The organism is Flavobacterium sp. ZT3R18 (genome assembly GCF_007097385.1).
Taxonomy (GTDB): domain Bacteria; phylum Bacteroidota; class Bacteroidia; order Flavobacteriales; family Flavobacteriaceae; genus Flavobacterium.
This window is the reverse complement of sequence record NZ_VJZS01000005.1, coordinates 207,576-230,445: the sequence shown is the minus strand read 5'-3', so window position 1 is coordinate 230,445 and position 22,870 is coordinate 207,576. Positions and strand designations below refer to the sequence as shown.

Below are 22,870 nucleotides of genomic sequence, written 5' to 3'. Positions count from 1 at the left end.
CAAATAGTAAGATAAATAAAAGAAAATGAATAAAGTATATGCCATTGGATTGGACATTGGAGGGACCCATATTACAGCTGCAATTATAGACATTATTGACATGAAAGTCCTTGAATCTTCATTGTACAAAGAGTCTTTTGATTCTAATTTACCAGTAGACCAGGTTATGGATATTTGGGAAAAAGTGATTCGTATTTCTTTAAAAAAATCAGGGGTAGAAACTGTAATGGGGGCAGCAGTATGTATACCAGGGCCATTTGATTATGAAAAAGGCATTTGCTGGATAAAAGGACAGTCAAAATATGAACATTTTTATGGTTTAAGTATTCGGGATTTAATTAAGGAAAGATTCCCTTTTTCAGATGATTTCCCTATTTATTTTGAAAATGATGCGGTTTGTTTTGGTAAAGGGGAAGTTTATAAAGATAAAAATAATCTTTTAAAAAGCGTGATGGCAATTACGATTGGGACAGGATTAGGCGCCTGTTTTATAGACAAGGGAATTTCAATTAATTCGGGAAGTTTAGTGCCAAAAGAAGGGGAAATATATGACCTTCCCTATAAAAAGGGGATAGCCGAAGATTATGTGTCAGCACGTGGGCTTTTATCCAGTTATTTTCACTTGAGTGGAACTAAAGTAGCAAATGGATTGGAGCTATTTAATCTTGCTACGATTGGAAATGAATTGGCTATAATTGCTTTTGCAAAGATGGGAGAAGATTTAGCCGAAATTGTGATTCCTTGGTTGAAAAACTTTTCGGTTGATCATTTCATTATTGGGGGGAAGATAGCTAATGCAAGTGCTTACTTCTTGCCTTCTTTCGAAAAAAAGATTAAGGAGGCTAGCTGTGAAGTTAGTGTGTTAATTTCTACAGATAATGAAATTGCTGCTTTATTAGGAGCTTCAAGTCTGCTTTACACATTGTAGTTTTGAATTATATTTGGGATGAATATAAAAAAGGATTTAGAATTGATAAAAAGTAGGATATGACAAATCGAAGAAATTTTATAAAGACAGCAGCGATAGCGTCTGTAGCAGTGGCATTGAATTCTTTCAAAGGAGAATCCGAGGAGGAAAAATTGGTGGTATCAAATAAAAAAATAAAACCAATTGTTCTTTCTACATGGCGATTTGGAATACAAGCTAATGAAGCAGCGTGGGACATATTAAAAAGGAGCGGCCGCGCTTTGGATGCAGTAGAAGCGGGAGTTAAAATCCCAGAAGGAGATCCGAAAGAACGGAGTGTGGGCTATGGAGGGAGACCCGATAGAGACGGTCGTGTAACTCTGGATGCTTGTATTATGGATGAGTTTTCCAATATTGGGGCTGTGGCTTGTTTGGAATATATTAAGCATCCTATTTCTGTAGCAAGAGCAGTTATGGAAAAAACACCCCACGTAATGTTGGTTGCAGATGGAGCATTGCAATTTGCGTTATCACAAGGCTTTGTAAAAGAAAATCTATTGGTCGAAGAATCAGAAAAGGAATGGAGAGAATGGCTAAAAACTAGTCAATACAAACCGATTGCCAATATTGAAAATCATGATACCATAGGAATGATTGCTTTGGATGCCAATGGAAATCTTTCTGGAGCCTGTACCACTAGCGGAATGGCATTTAAAATGCACGGGCGAGTAGGCGATTCTCCAATTATTGGAGCTGGTTTGTACGTCGATAACGAAATAGGCGCTGCAACTGCAACTGGTCATGGAGAAGAAGTGATCCGGATTTCGGGCTGCCATTTGGTTGTAGAATTGATGCGCCAAGGAAAGTCGCCACAAAAAGCGTGTGAAGAAGCGGTTGCCCGAATTGTAAAATTGACGAAAAATAGAAATAAAAACCTAAAAGACATACAAGTTGGTTTTATTGCCCTGAATAAAGAAGGGGAGTATGGCTCTTATTGTATTCAAGGAGGTTTCAATTATGCCGTCAATGACGCCACTGGAAACCGATTAATTGATTCCGACTATTTTTTAAAATAATGAAAAAAGGAAAACTTGAAATAGCGTGTTTTAATCCACAATCCGCTAGTATTGCCCAACAAAACGGTGCCGATAGAGTAGAATTATGTGACAATAGGAACGAAGGAGGAACAACACCAAATTTTGAAATCACAAAAAGTGTTAGAGCAGAATTGGAGATTGAATTAAATGTAATGATTCGCCCGCGAGGTGGAGACTTTGTCTATTCGGATGATGAGTTTGAACAAATGAAAAATGAAATCAGACAGTTCAAAAAGATAAAAGTAGATGGTTTTGTCTTCGGAATTTTAAAAGAAGATGGAAGCATTAATGAAAAACAAAATAAGGAGTTAGTGGTATTGGCCAACCCAATTCCATGTACATTTCACCGTGCTTTTGATGTGGTTAAAGATATATATCAATCGCTTGAATCCATAATCGAATGCGGTTTTAAAACCATATTGACTTCCGGACAAGCCAATAATGTGGTTGAAGGCATTGATGTATTGGCAGAATTGGTTGAAAAGGGGAACAATCGAATTATCATTATGCCCGGTGGCGGCTTGCGTTCCACTAATATTAAGTTATTAAAAGAAAGAACAACTGCTATTTTCTATCATTCTTCCGCCATTGTTGATTTTGGCGAAACAGCAAATGAAGAGGAGGTAAAAGCCTTAAAAACCAATTTGCAATCTATCAACCCCATCTTTTATTAAGATTCTACCATGAATTGTGCGGGTAAAAAATTTCGATACAAATTACACGAATTGTCACAAATTAGAGTAATTCAAAATTTGAATTATTCTAATTCCTAGCTTTTACTTGAATTAGAGAAATTGAAACACCAATTTTTCGTGTAAATTTACTTCGTCAGTTCGCTGTCAATGTCATTAAGTTAAGAGATTTTTGAATGATGATTAACGATTTCAGATTTTAGATTTTGTGTTGATAAATACAAAATCTGTCGGTTTTACGAGAATTAAAACTTCTGCAATCAAAAATCGTTAATCAAAAATCTTAAATAATTTTACAAATTATTCCTTAACTTAATGACATTGAGTTCGCTGTCGCTTGGGTGTGCGATTTGTGTCTAACTTTTTTTAAATAATTACAATACCTATTCAATTCGTGCTAGAATCAAAAAGTATTCCGTTAGGTAATTCAAAAAACACTTTGTGTTGAATTACCTAACGGAATAAAAGAATCCATTTACGGATGCTTGGTTTAAGTTCAAAAGTTAAATACTACATGTGTTGTATGCTAATCGACAAGGATTTAATGGTTTGTATGGTTTGGGGCAGAATTATTTAAAATATAAGCCCCACTGCTTCCATTATTCAAATGCTTTAATGACGGCATCAAAGTTTACTTTGATCGATTTATCATGGTGTGAGATTGGCGGAATTTCTTTGTCAATATTGAGCAGTTCATAAACAGCCATTTGTGCAACTCTGATGGAATATTCAACCGTAAAAACTACATCTTCCGGAATTTCGACAAATTGGCTCACAAAAGCAAGATTTTTTGAATTTTTTGGCACGGGTAGCGGGCGATCCTCTTTTATGCGAGGCATGAACATACTAGTGATATAAGGCATTCTGCAAGGAATACAATTCGCTGCATTGAATGTGCTATTCATGTCGAAATTTAGATGGCCACAAAGTTCTTGCAAAATTTCGCTTCCTGTACATTCAGACATTGGTTTAGCAATGAAATTCCCAATGCGATCCGGATGCAATGCATATCCCCAAAAAACTTGAAGATTCGAAGGCTGTTCCGCAAAATGAGGTTGGTGTGGCAATACCACCGACATAAACCAGTTGGAATCTTTGAAGGTGACCAATCCGCCAACTCCTGCTTCGTTTCCTGAAAATGCTTCCATTTTGTCAAAGAAAGCCGTGTCTTTTAGTGTAACTGTGAAAGAGTGCCAATACGATTCGGGTATACTTGAATTAAAAACGCTTGGATTACCAAATTCAGGGCGTCCTTTTGCTAATTTTTCCCAAAGTGTCCAACCACCGCTATCTTTTTTTGTTAGCTGTTTTGGTGCGTTTGTCATGGAACCAAGACTTGACGCATCGGTCATGGAGCCATTTTGGAAAAACACTAAATCATCTTCATTTACTGTGGCGGTCTTTTTGTTTCCAGATTGATCATAGATTATACCAGTAACTGCAACTTTGCCATTTTCGGTTTTTAGTTCGAAATCTGTAACGGTACAATTAGTCAAGAAATTAACTCCCTGTGCTTCAAGCCAAGCCATTAACGGACGAACCAGTGAATCATATTGATTATAAACCGTGCGTTTGACTCCAGCGAGCGTTTCAATTCTAGAGAATTCCTTCATGAAACGGTGCAAATAACGTTTAAACTCTGTGGCACTGTGCCAAGGTTGAAAAGCAAATGTAGTTGCCCACATGTACCAAAATTTTGTGTCAAAAAACGCTGGCGAAAGCCATTCGTTAATGCGACTTTTACCCAAATGTTCCTCGCTCGCCTCAGTCAGTTTGAAGAGTTCAAGTCGGTCATTCATTGTAAAACCCATTGAAGTTACATCAACAATTGCACAATCACGATCAACTAGTCTAGCGTTAGAATGGGCCTTGATTTTTTCATTAAAATCAATGGTTTCTTTATAAACTGTCGTGTCAGGTTTCGCAAGAGACGGAATGGATTTAAATAATCCCCAAGTGCATTCATAATTGTCTGTTGTTAACATGCGTCCGCCACGCAAGGAGTATCCTTCGTCTTTAAGTGCTGCATCCAAACTACCGCCTAGTAGCGGTAAAGTCTCATATATAGTAATATTTGATCCTTTTATCCCACCATCACGAATCATGAAAGCGGCCGCCGCGAGAGACCCAATACCACCACCTACTAAATAAGCTTGAATTTTTTCTTTACTCTGTATCATATTGTTTTTTTTAAATTTAAGAAATGAAATGCGTATTGTTTTTATTAATTGTAAATGCTTGATAGACAAGTTTTTTGTTTTGTATGGCAGATTGTTATTTGCAAAAAAAGCAACTGTTATTTGGCTGTTTAAATGCCAAACTCCAGACTCCAAGTTCATTTTAAGTATCACTTTGGGATGCTGAAAATATTTTTGGCCGATTCAAGTTGTTAATTTCAATGTAATTCGCCTTATAAAGTTAGCCAACCCTCTTCGAATTATAGAGTAGCTATACCTGATATACTTTTGATACTGTTTTCGGTTTTATGTTTTTTAAATTATTGTCAATCTCGCCAGATGTAGTTACTACTCCATCAGGAACAATTTCGACGTCGTGCACAAAAGGTTTCCATTTTATGATATCTTGAACATTTTTTTGAAACCTTTACTTTTTTTTATTGAATAATTTTTTCAATTGAATGCGTATTTGCGAGGGTGTAAAGTTGCTTTGTTTTGAGAATATAAGTGTTGCATAATTATTGAAATAAGTTTCAATATTCATACGTTAAAAATAAAAAACCCCAGAGTTGGCATACTCTGGGGTTTCTTTCTTTGCAACCTATTATTAAAACTAATCTTTAAAACCCGCCACTTCCTTGGGTTTCATTTTTATCTCTTGCTTTTCTTTGAATAGCTTTGTTTTTTCCTGTTCCAAAACGATAATTGAATCCTACATAGGCAGTTTGACTTTCCCAGTGGAATTCTCCAGTTTGTATTTTTGGATTTGTAGCATCAAATGCAAAATGCATGCTGTCAAATATATCACTTACTCTAGCAGTAATGGTTCCGCTTCCTTTAAGTACCGTAAGACTAGATCCGAAGTCTATTTTCCACATTGGTTTTCTAAGGAATTGTAGCCCTAAATCCTCACCGCGGTACATTCCAGTCAATTGAAAACGTAAATTTTTATTGGCTTTAAAGGTATTGCTTATGCGAGAATTAAAGGTCGTAACGTTTGCCTCTACGTAATCAGTTCCCACATACCCTTTGGTTTTTTTATTGTATACATCAAAACTAATATTGGCAGTATACCATTTTGTAAAATCTAAATTTCCAGAAAGTTCTACTCCAAAAGCATTATTGTCACCCAAATTGGCATAAGATAAAATTTGCTTTTTGGAATCATTTGGGTTTTCAGTAAGAGTTCTTGAAATTTCGTCGTTGATTTGACGGTAAAACACTCCCGAAGTGATAGAACCTATTTTGGTTTTTCGAGTATAATTCAATTCAACCGAATTGGTAAATTGAGGATACAAATTTGGATTTCCTTCCGAGTCTATCAGAGGAGTACTCCATTCGCGAATAGGATTTACTTGATCGATACTTGGTCTGTCCACACGTTTTGAAACACTAAGATTAAAGGAATCAGTATCATTTGGCTCATAGTTTAAAAAACCAGAAGGATAAACCGTGAATAAATTGTCATTAAAAGTACCATCGGCTTCATTCACTTTTTTGAATAAAGCATCGGCAGTGTATTTTTCAAAACGAGCGCCAACTTGCGCGTTCCATTTTTTCCACTGTTTCGAGATCGTAGTATAGGCAGAATAAATGTTTCTCTCGTAATTGAAATTTGAATTATAAGCGCCATTCAAGAGAAAATTATTTTTTGTATTTTCTATTCTGGTTTCTAATCCTGCTTCCAGTTTTATGGTTTCAGTTAAGGGATTAGTGTAATCTAAATTCAGTAAAACATTCTCTCCTTTGTTGGTGATATCATTTGTTTTAGGATCATTGAATACACTGTTTTCGGTATTATTATTGTTACTGTAATTACCTTCAAATTCAAGGGTATGTCCTTCTTTTTTGAATTTTTTCTTGTAATCTAAATTATAGGTTTGGGTATAATTATCGTTTTTACTGTCTAACAATTGAGTGATACGTTTTGACAGGTCAATTTCCCAAGGTTTTAATTTATTTGGAAAATCTACAATTACTTCTGAGCGGCCATTTTCTTTATTAACATTTTGGGTAGTGTAAATAGAAATGGTGTTGGTGTCATTCAGATAAAAGTCAAGCCCCACTTTGGCTAAATGTGAGGTGTTGCTGTTTGAGAAATCAAAATTCTGAGTGTTTAGGTCATTAGGATCAAGCGTTTCAACATGTCCGTAATTGTGGTGTTTTCCTGTAGTTAAGCCGTAATTTCCATACATGTTAATTTTTCCACTACGGTAATTCATGTCAAAAGAAGAATTTGTTTTTGGGGTTTCGCCAAAGGTTACACCACTATTTACACTTCCGTTAAAACCTATTTTAGCGTTTTTGTTTAATACGATATTGATAATTCCGCTCATTCCTTCGGGATTGTATTTGGCCGATGGGTTGGTGATTAACTCAATTTGCTTGATAGAAGTCGATGGAATTTGTTGCAATAACTGAGCTGCATCTACAGTACTCGGTTTGCCATCTACAAAAATCCGCACATTTGAATTTCCTCTAAGGCTTACTGCATTGGTTTGAGGATCTACGCTTACAGAGGGAATGTTGTTCATGATTTCGGCAGCAGTTGCTCCAGCACTCAGTAAATCTTTACCTACATTGATAATTTTTCGATCTGTTTTTTGTTCGATCAACGAACGCTCTTTGACAATATCAACCGATTGGAGTTCTGTAGCTTCCTCTTCCAAAAGAATTTCTATTTTGGAAGTCTTTTTCGAAGTATTCAATTCAAAAGTGGTAGTGTATTTTTTGTATCCAATGAATTCTACTTCTAAAGTGTATTTTTTTAATTCTAAGTTTTTAATTAAAAAGGCTCCGTTATCGTCAGCTACAACTCCATTAATTATTTTGCCAGCCTCTTTGATTACAATTGATGCGTAGGGAACAGCTGTGTTTGTGGTTTTGTTGACTACTTTTCCCGACATAATACCGGGGTTTTCTGCTTGTGCTATTCCTATAAAACTCAATAGGAATAATACTAATACTTTAGTTTTCATAATTTGTTTTTTGATTGATCGATTTTGATTGATGATTTCCCATAAGACTATTTTATTCTTGTTTTGTAACACTATTTCATGAAAAAGTTATTATTTTTTTTGAAATTGTTTTGTGCCGCTTTGATTTTTAGCCCTTTGTAGTTGAAATTTTTTTGAAGCATTTTTGAGTTTTGCTTGTTTTAAAATAATTTTTTTATTTTTTTTAAGGGTGTAAATGCTCAAAAAACAGAATGCTTTCTGAGCATTCGCTTGAGAAAAAATCTGCGTAAATCTGCGAGATTTGCGCGCCTTTTTTTTTACGCAGCTCTAACAGATCTCAAAGAAAAAAATATAAAGCCCTATTTTTATAGATAAAAAGAATATTCTAAATGAGAATGCTATTTTTCACATTCTATATTTGGCTAATAAGCCTTATATTTGCACACTTAAAAAAAGCAAGTACACATGTCATTATCCAATATTCTTACCCCATCTATAGAGAAAGCCATTCAAACTTTGTTTGAAGTAACCATTGATAAAGTAGAGTTTCAAACTACCAGAAAAGAGTTTGAAGGCGATATTACGATGGTTATTTTTCCACTACTTAAATTGGTAAAAAGCAATCCCGTAGAATTAGGAAATAAAATCGGAAATTATTTGGTGGAAAATGTTCCCGAAGTAGCCCGTTTTAATGTGGTTTCAGGTTTTTTGAATATAGTAATTGCAGATTCTTATTATTTAAATTTCTTCAACGAAATCAAGAATACGGAGAAGTTCGGATTTGTAACGCCTTCGGCAAATGACAAAGCGGTGATGGTAGAATATTCTTCGCCAAACACCAACAAGCCTTTACACTTAGGACACGTTCGTAATAATTTATTGGGCTATTCGGTTGCCGAGATCATCAAAGCTTCGGGTAAAAAAGTATACAAAACACAAATCATCAACGATAGAGGAATCCATATTTGCAAATCCATGTTGGCTTGGCAAAAATTTGGTAACGGAGAAACTCCGGAATCTACAGGATTGAAAGGCGATAAATTGGTTGGTAACTATTATGTAGCTTTTGATAAAGCCTACAAAGCAGAAATTGCCGAATTAATGGATGCCGGTAAAACCGAGGATGAAGCTAAAAAACAGGCTCCAATCATTCTGGAAGCGCAACAAATGCTTTTGGATTGGGAAAATGGAAAGCCAGAAGTAATTGCGCTTTGGAAAACCATGAACCAATGGGTTTATGATGGTTTTGCAATAAGTTATAAAAATCTAGGCGTAAACTTTGATAGTTTTTATTATGAAAGCAATACCTATTTATTAGGAAAAGATGTCGTTCAAGTAGGTCTTGAAAAAGGGATTTTCGAAAAAGATCCTGATGGTTCGGTTTGGATCGATTTGACTGATGAAGGATTGGATCGTAAAATTGTATTGCGTTCTGATGGAACAGCGGTCTATATGACTCAAGATATTGGTACGGCGATTCAACGTGTAAAAGACATGCCAGATGTTGGCGGAATGGTTTACACGGTGGGTAACGAGCAAGATTATCATTTCAAAGTATTGTTTTTGATCCTGAAAAAATTAGGATTTGACTGGGCTTCCAATCTGTTTCATTTGTCATACGGAATGGTAGATTTACCTTCTGGAAAAATGAAAAGCCGTGAGGGAACTGTAGTTGATGCCGATGATTTGATGCAAGAAATGACAGACACTGCTCAAAAAATTGCCGAAGATTTAGGAAAATTAGACACTTATTCGGTAGAGGAGAAATCAAAATTATACAATACAATAGGTCTAGGAGCTCTTAAATATTATATTTTAAAAGTAGATCCTAAAAAACGAATCTTGTTTAATCCAGAAGAATCTGTAGATTTCGCTGGAAATACAGGGCCTTTTATTCAATATACTTACGCTAGAATTCAGTCGATATTAAGAAAAGCGGATTTTGATCTTAATGCCGCATCGGGCGTAGTCGAGATGCACGAGAAAGAAAAAGAATTGGTAAAACAACTTGAATTGTTTCCAGAAGTGATTCAGAATGCCGCTCACAATCACAGTCCGGCTTTGATTGCCAATTTTACCTATGAGTTGGTGCGTGAATACAATTCTTTTTACCAAGCCGTTTCTATACTTGGAGAAACGGATTTGAACAAAAAAACATTCAGAGTACAATTGTCCAAAAAAGTGGCAGAAGTTATTGCAGATTCCTTTCAATTGTTGGGTATCAATGTGCCAGAGAGAATGTAATACCAATTATATCATACAAAAAAACGGCTTCCATTGGAGGCCGTTTTCAATTTAAGCAGCCTCAAACTTCGCCAAGCGGTAAGTTAGGCGACAGCAGTCCAAAAAACGGACAATTAACGAACAGAAAGCTAAATCAACAGAAAATTTTAGTAAATTTGGAATATTAAATATAAAAAAGATGTCACAAATCATATCTATAGAATATCCGGACTATTTGGCAAACTCAATGCGAATGAATAAAAGCGAATTTGGAAAAGAAATTAAAATTTCTGCACTTGTAAAGCTTTTCGAATTGGGGAAAATTTCATCTGGAACAGCCTCGAAAGTTTTACAATTATCTAGAATTGAGTTTTTAGAATTATTAGCTAAATATAATGTTGGGTTTTTGAATGTTGAAGATTTAAATGAAGATTTACAAAATGCTTAAAGTTGTTTCAAATACCACACCTATTATTTCACTTTTAAAAATTGGTAAACTCAAAATCTTTAAAGATTTGTATGGGGAAATTTTTATTCCTCAAGAAGTATTTAATGAAATCGAAGCAGGAAAGAATAAAGAATTCTACACCGATTTATCTAAAATTGAATGGATTCAAATAGAAAAAATAATTAATAAAAAGTCTTTGTCTTACTTTTTAGATTTAGATAAGGGAGAAGCCGAAGCAATTGTTTTAGCAACTGAAAAAGAAGCTGACTTAATAATTCTTGATGAATCTTTAGGAAGATTTCACGCTAAACATGCAGGGTTAAAAGTTACTGGAACAATTGGAATACTTTTAAAAGCGAAACAACTTGGACATATAACTGAACTAAAACCTTTGCTTTTTGAACTAAGAACAAAAAACGTTTGGTTAAGTGATAGTTTTATTGAAAATGCACTAAAACTTGCAAACGAAAAATAAAACCCGAAAATCTGCTGTCGCCTAACACACGTCATTAACCGTTTCTATACTTGGAAAAATGGACTTGAACAAAAAAACATTCAGAGTACAATTGTCCAAAAAAGTGGCAGAAGTTATTGCAGATTCTTTTCAATTGTTGGGTATCAATGTGCCAGAGCGAATGTAATGTTGAAACATAAAATTAAAAATCCGAACTGAAAAGCTCGGATTTTTTTATGCGCTATTTCTAAAACATAATTAGTGATTAGTGAGTAGCTTTTAGTGAATAGTATTGTAAGTGTATTCGAAATTTGTACAAAAAATAACCGAAATAATTTTTAGCGATAGATTCTTGTTTTTCGCACACCAAATGCTAATCACTAAGAGCTAATTACTAGGAGCTAATTGCCGCTATCTATCAATTTGAAACCATCATATAATTGATTTCAAAGGGTTTTAGAATTTTGTATTCACTAACACCATCTACCAAAAACCGCAATTCCTCCAGTTCTTTTCTGTTTAACAAAATTATAAAATTGGTCTGCAAAGTAGGGATTGGAATCTTCTTTTCATAAATGGAGTGTTTATATTCTGTTTCCCAATAATCAATGTCTATTTGATCCAAATAATTGGCGAAACTCGTCATTTCGACACTACTCAGATCAAAGGTCAAATTGTTAAACAGCAATTGATACATATCCCTATGCTGGCAATGCAGTAAAATTCCATTCGAGGTACGGTTTAATATTTTTAGATTGCACATAAGCTTAATTTTTAATTATTTAACAACAAAAGCATCAATGATAGCATCAACTTCTGCTTGGGTTGCGGTTGGTTTTAAAGCAAATAAAACAGCGAAAAGCGATTTTTTATCAACTTTGTTTTGTAACGATAAATCTTTGTTAGTAGCATAGACTTTTTCCCATTTACTTCTTACTTTTTTCCAAACTTCGGTGTTGTTTTTCCACCAATTTTGAGCCAATTTACATTTGCTATCGGCTACTTTGGTATAAATGTCCATTCCTTTTTCTTGTGCCAATACCACATCTTTTCCGTCAGCATCTCTTACCAGTTTGTCATTATCTTGCTCGTGAATCCATCCAAACGGCGTTATTTCCTGAATGTTTCTTCTTTTGAGTACATTATAATCGTTTCTTTTGGTGTGTTCTCTTCTTGGCAGGGGAGCATCCGTTGTGTTTTTCCAATAATCAGTTCCGTCAACATGAACCCAGCTTGCTGTCCCTTCGTATCGCGGACTGTCATCTACTTGATATACTTTTTGAGTCCATTGTCCTTTTACATTTTTGGCAGGTAATTTGTTGAATTTCCAAGTTTGGTCTTTGAAATAAGAATACAAATCGGTGTTTTCATACAGCCAGTCCTGTCTCCAGTGTTTTACAATGTCATTTTCTCCAGTTCCAACTATTAATAAATGCTGCATAACAATTTTGTTGGGTTGGTCTTCTACTAATTCTATCCATTCGAGCCCACTATCGTGTTTGGTTGCTGAGGGTTTGTAATTGACGCTATCTTTTGAATATTTAAAAGTTTCCGTGAAGTTAAATTTCACTTCATAACAACCACACATTGCTTTGATTGAATTAATGTCTTGTTGCTGTTGCAAATCTTGACTTTTACCAGTTAGACTTGTTAATAATACAATGGAAAAAAGGAATGCTTTGATTCTCATAAGGTTAGTTTTTAATGAATAATTATTTTGGACAAAAATACTATATTTATTTAGAACAAATAAAAATAAGATATATATTTGTCAAAAATTATTAAGAATGTCTCTAAATAAAATGAAGTTTATAGGTTTGATTTTGTTGCCAACACTGGGTTTTGCTCAAGTAGATGAAAATGATACTAGTTTAAAAACGGAGCAGTTAAATGATGTCGTTGTAACGGCAACACGTACTGAAAGACAGCTTTCGACTTTGCCATTGCCTACTTATGTGATAACAGCGACTGCTATTGAAAGAGCTGGAGTGACAAGATTAAACGAGATTTTGGCACAACAAACAGGACTCATCACAACGGCTGATTTTGGGGGTGTCGAAGGGATTCAGATGCAAGGTTTGGACGCTGCTTATACTTTGATTCTAATGGATGGAGTGCCGCTTGTGGGGAGAAGCGCAGGAACTTTAGATCTATCGAGAGTTAGTGTTGGGAATATAGAACGGATTGAAATTGTAAAAGGAGCTTCATCTTCCTTGTATGGATCGGAGGCTTTGGCAGGAGTGATTAATATTATTACCAAAAAACCAAAAACAGATTTGCTTTCAGGGAGTTTTTCGTATCGCTATGCAACCTTTAATACGATGGATACTAATGCTAGTTTGAATTGGAAAAAGAAAAAATTTTCGGGGGCAGTTTTTGCAGATTATTTTAAATCCGATGGGTATGATTTAGATAAAACTACTGCACTAAAAACAGTTGAACCTTATCAGAATATAACGATTCAGCCCAGATTCTATTTTGATTTTTCGCAGGGGGTCAAATTGACTTTAGGGACAAGATATTACCATCAGAAACAAGATTATAAAACGGTTATTCAGGAACTAAATTACAATGGAGATGCGACTATAAACGAATGGGATATTAATACAAAAGTGGAACAAAAATGGAATTCAAAAATAAGTACTGATTATGAATTATATACAACCAATTATAAAAACGAATCTTTTTTGAATAATCCAAACAATGTGCTTTTTGAAGAGAATTTTTATGATCAATGGCTTTTTCGTCCCGAAATTAGAACTACTTTTTCGATCAATAAAAACAAATTAACTACAGGAATTGGTCTGAATTATGAAACGCTGAATAGAACTTATTTTGCCGAAAAGGCAATATTTAATTCGCAATTCGCATTTCTTCAATATGATTATAATCCAACGGATAAATGGAATATTCTGGCGGGTTTGAGATACGATAATAACAATCAATATCAATCACAGCTCAGTCCAAAACTAGCCATAAACTTTAAACTCAATACCCATTTATCACTCAAATCATCGATAGGATATGGCTTTAAAGCACCCGATTTTCGACAATTGTATTTTGATTTTACCAATTCATCGGTAGGATATACCGTTTTGGGCTACAATGTTGCAGAATCGAGATTAAATGTATTAGAAAGTCAAGGACAATTGTTGTCTCGAATTCCGGAAATTAGTTTTGAAAATCCATTGAAACCGGAAAGTTCTATAAACTTCAATTTTGGAAGTTTTTATAAAAAAGAGAAATTAAAAATAGAAGCCAATTTGTTTTATAACTCTATTTCTAATTTAATTGACACTCGGGTGGTGGCTCAAAAAACAAATGGGCAAAACGTATTTAGCTACTTTAATATCGATCAAATTTTTACTTATGGATTAGAATTGAATGCTGCTTATAATTTTTCAGATCAATTTAATGTCTCTCTGGGATATCAGTACCTCATTGCCAAAGATCAATCGGTTGTTCGAGCTATCGAAAACGGAACTGTTTTTGCCAGAAATCCAACCACATTAGAGTCTTTTCAGATTAAAAAAGCCGATTATTTTGGGTTGTTGAATCGCTCGAAAAATACGGCAAATGTGAAGCTGTATTATACGATTCCAAAGCTAAAAACCGATTTCAATTTACAAGTTTTTTATAGAAGCAAATATGGTTTATCGGATTCTAATAGCAACCAAATTTTAGATAAATATGATGATTTTGTCGATGGTTATGCAACAGCCAATTTTTCAATCTCAAAACAAATTAAAGAAAAATTATTTATCCAAATGGGTGTAAACAATCTTTTTGATTTTACAAATCCAGAAGAAATTAGCACCGTTTCAGGAAGACAGATTTTTGGAAGATTACAATTCAATTATTAATTATTTTAAACACTTTTATTATGAAAAACAGATTTACAACAAATTTTTTTAAACTTTCTATTTTAGCAGTAGTACTATTTACAGCATCTTGCAACAAAGACAATGACACACCTGTTGCTGTGGTATTAGAAACCAAAACGGTTTCCAATTTAGCTGCACCTCAAACAGGTGCTCAAGGGCAGCTAGCTGGTGGGGCATTTACAAAATTTAGTTTTTCAGAAAATGCTATAGTTACTAATGATAATTGGGATATTGCTTTCAGAGGGACAACTATTATTGTAAATGGCGGAACCCTAATTGGTCTTGCAGATGAGCCAGCTAGAAAAGGAACTGGGGCGGTAAGTATTGTTTCGGGTACATTAGGTGCTATCACTACAATTCCTGCAGCGGGTACATTTGCGCAAGACGGAGCAAAGACATACGCGTTTCCAACTTCGGGGGATAATGCTTGGTATGACTACAATTCTACCACACATATTATTTCTGCAAAAGCTGGAAAAGTGTTTGTTGTAAAAACACACAATGGTAAATATGCAAAATTTGAAATTTTGAGCTATTATAAAGATGCTCCAGCAACACCAGATGCCAATTCGGTATCAAGGAATTTTACTTTTAAATTTGTTTATCAAGGGAGTAATACTACAAATTTTTAATTATAGTTAGTTGGTTTTTTTATTTTTGGGAAAAGGAGGCTGGATTTGTTCAGCCTCTTTTTGTTGTTTTGAACTTTATTTTAAAACAATTGCTTTTTTATTTCTAATACTATTTAAACTTCAATATCAAATCATTAAATTTGCGGCTTAATTAAAGAGAAATACAATTATGTTCGATAATTTAAGCGATAAACTAGACAAAGCCTTTCATATATTAAAAGGACACGGGAAAATCACTGAAGTAAACGTAGCCGAAACTTTGAAAGAAGTGCGTCGTGCCTTGCTTGATGCCGATGTCAATTTTAAAATTGCCAAAGATTTTACTACCAAAGTAAAAGAGAAAGCAATAGGTCAAGATGTATTAACTACATTACAACCGGGACAATTATTGGTAAAGTTAGTCAAAGATGAGCTTACTGAATTGATGGGTGGAGATGTTGCAGGAATCAATCTTTCCGGAACTCCATCAGTGATATTAATGTCGGGATTACAAGGGTCTGGAAAAACTACTTTTTCTGGTAAATTGGCCAATTATCTTCAAACGAAAAAGAATAAAAAACCACTTTTGGTGGCTTGTGATATTTATCGTCCAGCGGCTATCCAACAATTGTATGTTGTTGGGGATTCGATAGGTGTTGAGGTGTATTCCGAACCAGAAAATAAAAACCCAGTTGAAATTGCACAAAATGCCATCAAGCATGCCAAAGCCAATGGTTTTAATGTCGTGATTGTCGATACTGCTGGTCGTTTAGCGGTCGATGCAGCAATGATGGACGAAATTGCCAAAGTGCATAAAGCCATTCAGCCACAAGAAACTTTATTTGTTGTGGATGCGATGACAGGTCAGGATGCAGTTAATACAGCCAAAGCTTTCAACGATATCTTGAATTTTGATGGGGTTATTTTGACCAAATTAGATGGGGATACTCGTGGTGGAGCTGCAATTTCTATTAAATCGGTAGTAAACAAGCCTATTAAGTTTGTAGGTACAGGGGAGAAAATGGATGCTATTGATGTATTCTATCCTATTCGTATGGCAGAACGTATCCTTGGGATGGGGGATGTTGTGTCTTTGGTAGAAAGAGCACAAGAGCAATATGACGAAGACGAAGCCAGAAAAATCCAAAAGAAAATTGCCAAAAATGAATTTGGTTTTGATGATTTCTTGTCACAAATTCAGCAAGTAAAGAAAATGGGTAATATGAAAGACTTGGTGGGTATGATACCAGGTGCTTCAAAAGCCATGAAAGATATTGAAATCGAAGATGATGCTTTCAAACATATTGAAGCCATTATTCACTCGATGACTCCAGAAGAAAGAAGTAAGCCTGCTATAATTGATGTAAAAAGGAAAGCTAGAATCTCTAAAGGTTCTGGGACAAAAATTGAGCAAGTGAATCAATTGATGAAACAGTTTGACCAAATGAGCAAAATGATGAAGATGATGCAAGGCCCAGGTGGAAAAAACCTAATGAAAATGATGGGCGGAATGAAAGGAATGCCTGGAATGAGGTAATTTTTTGTTTCAAGTTTCAGGTTTCAAGTTGTTGGAACGTGAATTTGAAACGTGAACTTTGAAATCTGAAAAACTAAAACTAAATTAAAATGCAACTATTAGACGGAAAAAAAACTGCGGAAGATATTAAATGCGAAATCGCTGCCGAGGTAGAAAAGATCAAAGCTCAAGGGGGTAAAGTGCCTCATTTAGCCGCTTTGATTGTTGGTAATGATGGAGCCAGTTTGACTTATGTGGGGAGCAAAGTAAAAGCATGTGAACGTGTAGGTTTTGAGTCTACTTTAGTGAAAATGCCCAGTACAACTTCGGAGACAGAATTGCTGAAAAAGATTAAGGAGTTGAATGAGAATGATGAAATCGATGGTTTTATTGTTCAGTTGCCTCTTCCAGAGCAAATTGATGAGCAAAAAGTTTTGATGGCGGTTGACCCAAGAAAAGATGTTGATGGATTTCATCCTGAGAATTTTGGGAAAATGGCTCTAGATATGACTACTTTTATTCCTGCTACGCCTTTTGGAATTTTGGAACTGCTAGAAAGATATGGTGTAGAAACTCAAGGAAAACACACTGTAGTAATAGGGAGAAGTCATATTGTAGGAAGACCAATGAGTATCCTAATGGGAAGAAAAGGTTTTCCTGGAAATTCAACGGTAACATTAACGCATAGTTATACCAAAAATATTGCCCAAATTACAACACAAGCTGATATTATTATTACTGCTTTGGGAGTTCCCAACTACTTAAAAGCTGAAATGGTAAAAGATGGGGCTGTTGTTATTGATGTTGGTATTACTCGTGTTGCAGATGATACAAATCCTAAAGGATATGTGATTACCGGTGACGTTGATTTTGAAAATGTAAGCAAAAAATCGTCTTTTATCACTCCAGTACCTGGAGGAGTAGGGCCAATGACGATTGCGATGTTGTTGAAAAATACACTTTTGGCAAGAGAAATGAGAATTGCCAGAAATGAATAAATTGATCTTTCATTACCCAATAAAAAAAAGCTTATTTGATTTGAATAAGCTTTTTTTGTGTTTTCCGCAATTCTACAATGGACAGCTTTTTTAGCTTATTCTTTAAAACAGATATTTAAAATTCACTCAAGACTTCCGAAGCGTATAGATTCTGATAAAAAGGTTTACCATATAAGAAATATAAGAAAATATAAGTTATTGCTTTTTCATCCAGCTTAAATGACCTTATATTTCTTAAAGGGTTAAAATTATATGCTGTTTATTTTAGAATACAGCCGTGTTTTCTAATTCGGGATTAATAATCCCCTCTCTTCTTAAACCTTGGATCATCTCTTTTGATGAATTCTGTTCTTCTTTTTGCGGGTTCCGCTTTAGGTAAACTCGCTTCTTCTGTTTTACTGGAAGGTTCAATAAGTTCGTTCAATTCTTTTATTTCGGCATCGGTTAAATCTCTATATCGACCTACAGGAACATCAAGCGAAATATTGATAATTCGGATGCGTTTCAAAGCCGTTACTTCATAGCCCAAATACTCACACATTCTACGGATTTGACGGTTCAAACCTTGCGTTAGGATGATTTTGAAAATGTATTTGCTAATTTGTTCTACTTTACATTTACGGGTTACAGTATCCAATATAGGAACTCCATTTCCCATTCGTTCTATAAAACGATCGGTTATGGGTTTGTTTACTGTTACGGTATATTCTTTTTCGTGATTGTTTCTGGCACGCAATATCTTGTTGACAATATCGCCGTCATTGGTCATGAAAATCAAACCTTCACTGGCTTTGTCTAATCTTCCAATAGGGAAAATACGTTTAGGGTAATTGATGTAATCCACAATGTTATTGCGAACATCGAGGTTTGTGGTGCATTCTATTCCTACGGGTTTATAGAAAGCAAGATAAACGGGTTTTTCATTTTTCTCCCGAATTAGTTTTCCGTCAATACGCACTTCGTCATCTGGCGAAACTTTAGTCCCAAGTTCTGGTACGACGCCATTGATGGTTACTCGACCTTCTTCGATGATTTTATCGGCTTCGCGTCGGGAACAATAGCCCGTTTCTCCTATGAATTTATTGAGGCGTTTTAGATTTTCTTCCATACTGCAAAAGTAGTCTTTTTTTAGACTTCTTGGATTTTCTTCTTTTAGAATGTGCATAGATTTGTAGTTGTTTATAGAAAGATTTCGTAACGTGTACTTTCAATCGCAATGTTATTAAGGTTAAGAGAAATCCAGAGGATTTCAATGTTTATAGAAACCAAGATATCATACACCACCAACCCCAGCGGGGTTGTATTATGAAGGGAAACATGCGACCCCGCTGGGGTCGTTGTGGAAATCGAATATTATTTCTATAAACATTTGACCTCTCCGAGGTCAATATAATACTAATCTTAATGAGATTGCTTTCGATTCCTCTGGGGTCGTAGGAACAACGATAATGTCATGATTTTTAAAAATATTGAAATCTACTATGTAAAATTAGCACGCAGATTAGGCTGATTTTCGCAGATTTTTTTGAACTTCATAATGTTTTATTTAAAAGTGTATTTTGTCTTGTGCTCCCTTTGTGTCTTTATGTGAATATTGATTCTTTAGCGTAAATATTAATCTGAATAATTGTAAAATAATACTACTATGAGTTTAGTTTGGGTTACAAAAGCAAATTATTTGAAAGAGTATCAGATAGAGATTGAATTTAACAACAATAAAAAGGGAGTAGTTGATTTGAAATGACATCTTGATAAAAAAATATTTGAACCTCTTAAAGAAATCGATAATTTCGGAAAGTTTAAACTTAATTCTTGGACTTTGGAGTGGGAAAATGGGGCTGATTTCTCGCCTGAGTTTCTTTTGGAGAATTTAAATTAGATTCTTGACTTAAGTGATAACTGAAAAAGAACCAATTTCTCCTCTTTAGCCCCGATAGAAGCGGCATCCTTTTTTTTAGTCAGGGTTTTTTTTACCCTGACTGAAAAAAAGATATAGTGGATAGCGGGAACCCATACTAACAAGGAAGCCTATTTTTTCGCTTCAAATAAAAATTGATATATTTCTTGATACAATTTATCGTCGTGCATGGAATGACCTAAATCTTTGGTTGTGATGAAGCGTCCTTTTTTCCAGCCGCTTGCGATTTTTTGACCTTCTTTAAAATCCACTATTTTGTCGGTGGTGTCGTGCGCAATAATTCCTTCGATTTTGATTTGTTTGGCAAATGTGCCGCCAGAGAAATGGTCTAGCTTGAAATTGAAATTTTCCAGATAGCGTTTTTCCAAAAGGGTAAACATCTTGCGATTGAGACTCAACATTTGGATGTAATTGTCGATGAGCGTTTTCAAATCGGAGGGAGCGCCTAGAATGACCATTTTCTCAATGCTGGATTCGGGATGTAAATACTGATGATAAACGCAGGCCGAACCACCGATGGAGTGACCAATGATGATGCTGGGATTGTATTTTTCGACTGCTTTGTTAATGAACTCGGCATAGCGAGGTACGTTGAATTCCTTGCCGCTACTTTGTCCGTGTGCGGGTGCGTCTAGGGCGATGATGGTGCTTCCAGATTTTTGCAGATACGGTAGGGTTTTCTCCCAGCGAGCCGAATTGCTTTCCCAGCCGTGAACCAACAGGATTTTGGTGTCATTTCCCTTCCAGGTATAAGTTTGAAAATGGTGTTCGTTGTGTTGGAACGTTTCTTTGATGGTGTTTTGTAGAATTGTTGGCAGGTCTTCTTTATGAAGTTTGCCTACTCTTGGCTGGCTAAAAAGAGAATAAGATACATGCAAGGCTTTTTTGGGGTGCACAAAACTAAGCAGGTTGATGTATTGACCAACGGACTTGACAACTAGAAATCGAATACTTTTTTTTAGGCTCAAAATAATAGGGTATAAAAAAAGTCCCGATTAGATCGGGACTTACTTATTTTTAGAATTTAGAAAACAATTGTTCCATTTTCTCTCTTTCTTCTTCAGCCAAAACACTGTCGACTAAAATTCTTCCTGAATGCTCATCAATTAAGATTTTCTTTCTAGAAGCAATTTCTACTTGTGTTTGTGGTGGAATAGTGAAGAATGATCCTGCTGATGCTCCTCTTTCGATAGAAACAACTGCTAGTCCGTTACGAACACTGCTTCTGATTCTTTTGTATGCTACCAATAAACGGTCTTCGATTAGTGCTTCGTATTCTGCTGATTTCTCAGATAAGAAGATTTCTTCTTTTTGAGTTTCAGACATGATAGCATCCAATTCTGATTTTTTATGTTTTAAGTGAGATGATTTAGATTCTAATCGCTCTTTTGAAGTAGCAATTACTTCTTTTTTATGCTCAATAGAAGCTTTCATTTCTTTGATTTGCTTTTCGGCTAGTTGAATTTCTAATTCTTGAAATTCTACTTCTTTAGTCAAAGAGTTGAATTCGCGGTTGTTGCGAACGCTTTCTTGTTGTTTAGTGTATTTTTTGACAGCTTCTTTGTGCTCGTCGATTGCATTCTTTTTTTCTTTGATAAGATTTTCGACTACTTCGAGTTCTCCCTTCAATTTCTCTGAACGAGTGCTTAAACCTGCAACTTCATCTTCTAAATCTTCAACCTCTAAAGGAAGTTCACCTCTAACGTTTCTGATTTCGTCAATTCTAGAGTCAATTAGCTGTAAATCGTAAATTGCTCTTAACTTGTCCTCAACACTTAATTCTTTCGTATTCGCCATATTCTATAAGTACTTAACTGGATTTGTATTTTCTTCCGATAAAATGATTGCAAAATTAAGGATTTTTTTCCTAAGATAATCAACAATATACTCTTTTGTATAGCGTTCGCTTTCAAAATGTCCAATATCGGCCAATAAAAGTTGATTTTCGGCTTCGTAATACTGATGATATTTCAAATCGGCAGTCAAAAAAGCATCGGCACCGGCTTGAATTGCATTTTTTATGGCAAAACTACCTGATCCTCCCAAGACTGCCACTTTTTTTATTTTTTTTCCTACAAAGGCAGAATGACGAATTCCGTTGGCTTTCATTTTGTCTTTGGCATACAGCAGAAAATCTTTTTCATCCATAGATTCTTCCAGTTCGCCAATCATTCCCAAACCAATATGATTAAAGGTGTTTTTCATATTGTAGATTTCGGTAGCCACTTCTTCGTAAATATGATTCTCTTTTAGCGCTTTTATGATTTTTGCCTCCAGATGTTTGGCATAAACGACTTCGATTTTGGTTTCGGTTCCTGTAGATAACACACCTCTTTCGCCAATAGTAGGCTCGCTTTTTTCATTCCCTTGATAGGTAAAAGTTCCCTCGGAGTTGAAGCTGCATTTGTCATAATTGCCAATGCTTCCCGCTCCTGCTTCAAACAAAGCATTACGGACTTTTTCGGCATTATCTCTTATGGTATAGGTAACTAATTTTCGGATGTGATTTTGTTTTGGAATTAAAATCTGGGTGTTTGTGAGTCCCAAAGTATCACAGAATATTTTATTAACCCCTTCTGGATGATTGTCTAATGCGGTATGAACGGCATATATAGCAATGTCGTTTTTTATGGCTTTGAGGAGGGAGCGCTCTACATAATTTTTTCCCGTTATTTTCTTTATTCCAGAAAATAAAATAGGGTGGAAACAAACTATCAAATTGCAGTTTTTGGCTATGGCTTCGTCAATTACATTTTCTAAAGCATCGTGGCAAACTAAAACACCCGTTGCTTCAGAGTCTTCGTTTCCTATTATTAAACCAACATTATCAAAATCTTCGGCATAAGCCAATGGAGCCATTTCTTCAAGTATAGAAAGGATTTCTTTTATTGTACTCATTTTTTAATCTTTTTGGGTATTTATTAATCTGTACTCTATGAAATTAACAACATAAACTATTTGGTGTTAATTTGTAAAGTTAACATTAGT

Annotated in this window: 18 protein-coding genes and 1 pseudogene; 11 read left to right on the top strand and 8 right to left on the bottom strand. The window is 35.0% G+C overall.

The annotated features are described in order from the left end of the window. Nucleotides 1-25: 25 nt before the first annotated feature. The 3 genes from FNW52_RS08190 to FNW52_RS08180 are packed head-to-tail and all read left to right on the top strand — an operon-like array spanning nt 26 to nt 2,678. Nucleotides 26-928: an ROK family protein gene (locus FNW52_RS08190; RefSeq protein ID WP_143376961.1), complete on the top strand. Its 903-nt coding sequence runs from the start codon at nt 26-28 to the stop codon at nt 926-928. A 59-nt stretch (nt 929-987) separates the two neighbouring features. Further along, nucleotides 988-1,983, top strand: coding sequence for an isoaspartyl peptidase/L-asparaginase family protein (locus FNW52_RS08185; RefSeq protein ID WP_143376960.1), 996 nt, complete (start codon nt 988-990; stop codon nt 1,981-1,983). Further along, complete coding sequence (locus tag FNW52_RS08180; protein WP_143376959.1) at nt 1,983-2,678, top strand: copper homeostasis protein CutC; 696 nt, start codon at nt 1,983-1,985, stop codon at nt 2,676-2,678. Before FNW52_RS08185 ends, FNW52_RS08180 begins: the two co-directional genes overlap by 1 nt. Before the next feature lie 617 nt (nt 2,679-3,295). On the opposite strand, the gene FNW52_RS08175 is transcribed toward FNW52_RS08180, so the two are convergent. Beyond that, nucleotides 3,296-5,035 carry an oleate hydratase gene (locus FNW52_RS08175; RefSeq protein WP_143376958.1) on the bottom strand — a complete coding sequence of 580 codons (1,740 nt, stop codon included), beginning with the start codon at nt 5,033-5,035 and terminating at the stop codon, nt 3,296-3,298. Nucleotides 5,036-5,493: 458 nt separating this feature from the next. Next, entirely contained in the window at nt 5,494-7,851 is a 2,358-nt protein-coding gene (locus tag FNW52_RS08170; RefSeq protein WP_143376957.1) for a TonB-dependent receptor domain-containing protein, read from the bottom strand. Between the two features lie 444 nt (nt 7,852-8,295). On the opposite strand from FNW52_RS08170, the gene argS reads away from it, so the two are divergent. The 4 genes and pseudogenes from argS to FNW52_RS08150 form a co-directional block, all read left to right on the top strand. Further along, nucleotides 8,296-10,074 (top strand): arginine--tRNA ligase, encoded by a 1,779-nt coding sequence (gene argS / locus FNW52_RS08165; RefSeq protein WP_143376956.1) that lies wholly within the window; start codon nt 8,296-8,298, stop codon nt 10,072-10,074. Nucleotides 10,075-10,252: 178 nt separating this feature from the next. Continuing rightward, the gene (locus FNW52_RS08160; RefSeq protein WP_143376955.1) at nt 10,253-10,501 is read left to right on the top strand and encodes a UPF0175 family protein; all 249 of its coding nucleotides are present in this window, start codon (nt 10,253-10,255) and stop codon (nt 10,499-10,501) included. Next, the gene (locus FNW52_RS08155; RefSeq protein WP_143376954.1) at nt 10,494-10,976 is read left to right on the top strand and encodes a DUF3368 domain-containing protein; all 483 of its coding nucleotides are present in this window, start codon (nt 10,494-10,496) and stop codon (nt 10,974-10,976) included. The genes FNW52_RS08160 and FNW52_RS08155 overlap by 8 nt, the downstream gene beginning before the upstream one ends. A 37-nt stretch (nt 10,977-11,013) precedes the next feature. Further along, nucleotides 11,014-11,142, top strand: a pseudogene (locus FNW52_RS08150) (DALR anticodon-binding domain-containing protein); the annotation flags it as partial. Between the two features lie 231 nt (nt 11,143-11,373). Here FNW52_RS08150 and FNW52_RS08145 read toward each other — a convergent pair. Together FNW52_RS08145 and FNW52_RS08140 are read right to left on the bottom strand one after the other, a co-directional pair. Next, a complete protein-coding gene (locus tag FNW52_RS08145) occupies nt 11,374-11,718 on the bottom strand; it encodes a DUF6686 family protein (RefSeq protein ID WP_143376952.1) in 345 nt (114 codons plus the stop codon). Nucleotides 11,719-11,733: 15 nt separating this feature from the next. After that, a complete protein-coding gene (locus FNW52_RS08140; RefSeq protein WP_143376951.1) occupies nt 11,734-12,645 on the bottom strand; it encodes a DUF6607 family protein in 912 nt (303 codons plus the stop codon). A gap of 97 nt (nt 12,646-12,742) precedes the next feature. Between FNW52_RS08140 and FNW52_RS08135 the strand changes: the two genes are divergently transcribed. The 4 genes from FNW52_RS08135 to FNW52_RS08120 all read left to right on the top strand — a co-directional run bounded on the left by FNW52_RS08135 (nt 12,743) and on the right by FNW52_RS08120 (nt 17,964). Beyond that, entirely contained in the window at nt 12,743-14,818 is a 2,076-nt protein-coding gene (locus tag FNW52_RS08135) for a TonB-dependent siderophore receptor (RefSeq protein WP_143376950.1), read from the top strand. 20 nt (nt 14,819-14,838) lie between these two features. After that, nucleotides 14,839-15,471 (top strand): HmuY family protein, encoded by a 633-nt coding sequence (locus tag FNW52_RS08130; protein WP_143376949.1) that lies wholly within the window; start codon nt 14,839-14,841, stop codon nt 15,469-15,471. 169 nt (nt 15,472-15,640) lie between these two features. Then, nucleotides 15,641-16,987: a signal recognition particle protein gene (gene ffh / locus FNW52_RS08125; protein ID WP_143376948.1), complete on the top strand. Its 1,347-nt coding sequence runs from the start codon at nt 15,641-15,643 to the stop codon at nt 16,985-16,987. An 89-nt stretch (nt 16,988-17,076) separates the two neighbouring features. After that, entirely contained in the window at nt 17,077-17,964 is an 888-nt protein-coding gene (locus FNW52_RS08120; RefSeq protein WP_143376947.1) for a bifunctional 5,10-methylenetetrahydrofolate dehydrogenase/5,10-methenyltetrahydrofolate cyclohydrolase, read from the top strand. A gap of 295 nt (nt 17,965-18,259) precedes the next feature. Here FNW52_RS08120 and rluF read toward each other — a convergent pair whose 3' ends face one another. From rluF to FNW52_RS08095, 4 genes are all read right to left on the bottom strand, one after another. Continuing rightward, nucleotides 18,260-19,072: a 23S rRNA pseudouridine(2604) synthase RluF gene (rluF, locus tag FNW52_RS08115; RefSeq protein WP_143376993.1), complete on the bottom strand. Its 813-nt coding sequence runs from the start codon at nt 19,070-19,072 to the stop codon at nt 18,260-18,262. A gap of 920 nt (nt 19,073-19,992) precedes the next feature. Next, nucleotides 19,993-20,850 (bottom strand): alpha/beta fold hydrolase, encoded by an 858-nt coding sequence (locus FNW52_RS08105; RefSeq protein WP_143376946.1) that lies wholly within the window; start codon nt 20,848-20,850, stop codon nt 19,993-19,995. A 49-nt stretch (nt 20,851-20,899) separates the two neighbouring features. After that, a complete protein-coding gene (locus FNW52_RS08100) occupies nt 20,900-21,679 on the bottom strand; it encodes a zinc ribbon domain-containing protein (protein WP_143376945.1) in 780 nt (259 codons plus the stop codon). Between the two features lie 3 nt (nt 21,680-21,682). Continuing rightward, nucleotides 21,683-22,780 carry a Nif3-like dinuclear metal center hexameric protein gene (locus tag FNW52_RS08095; protein ID WP_143376944.1) on the bottom strand — a complete coding sequence of 366 codons (1,098 nt, stop codon included), beginning with the start codon at nt 22,778-22,780 and terminating at the stop codon, nt 21,683-21,685. Between the last annotated feature and the right edge of the window lie 90 nt (nt 22,781-22,870).